General features: G+C 62.2%; 1 pseudogene. It reads left to right on the forward strand.

The features are described from left to right. Positions 1 to 244: pseudogene (locus EN853_RS33765) on the forward strand (2-aminoethylphosphonate ABC transporter substrate-binding protein); the annotation flags it as partial. Between the last annotated feature and the right edge of the window lie 34 nt (positions 245 to 278).

Raw genomic sequence — 278 nt, forward strand, 5'->3', positions numbered from 1 at the left:
CGCGCCCAATGGCGACAACGGCAAGAAGCTGATCGAATTCCTGCTCTCCAAGGAAGCGCAGTCGACGGTGAGCTCTGTCGCGCTCGGCCTGCCGGCCCGCAAGGATGTCAAGCCGGACGACGCCAATTTCGGCAAGTTGCAGGACGCCATGAAGGGCGTGACCATCTGGGCGCCGAACTGGGACGACGCGCTGACCAAGCTGCCCGACTACGTCAAGAAGTGGAACGAAGCGACCGGAAGTTGATCTCCTGGTGACCCAATCCGGAGGACCAGCCATG

The sequence above is a fragment of the Mesorhizobium sp. M1C.F.Ca.ET.210.01.1.1 genome (assembly GCF_004791585.1).
GTDB lineage: Bacteria > Pseudomonadota > Alphaproteobacteria > Rhizobiales > Rhizobiaceae > Mesorhizobium.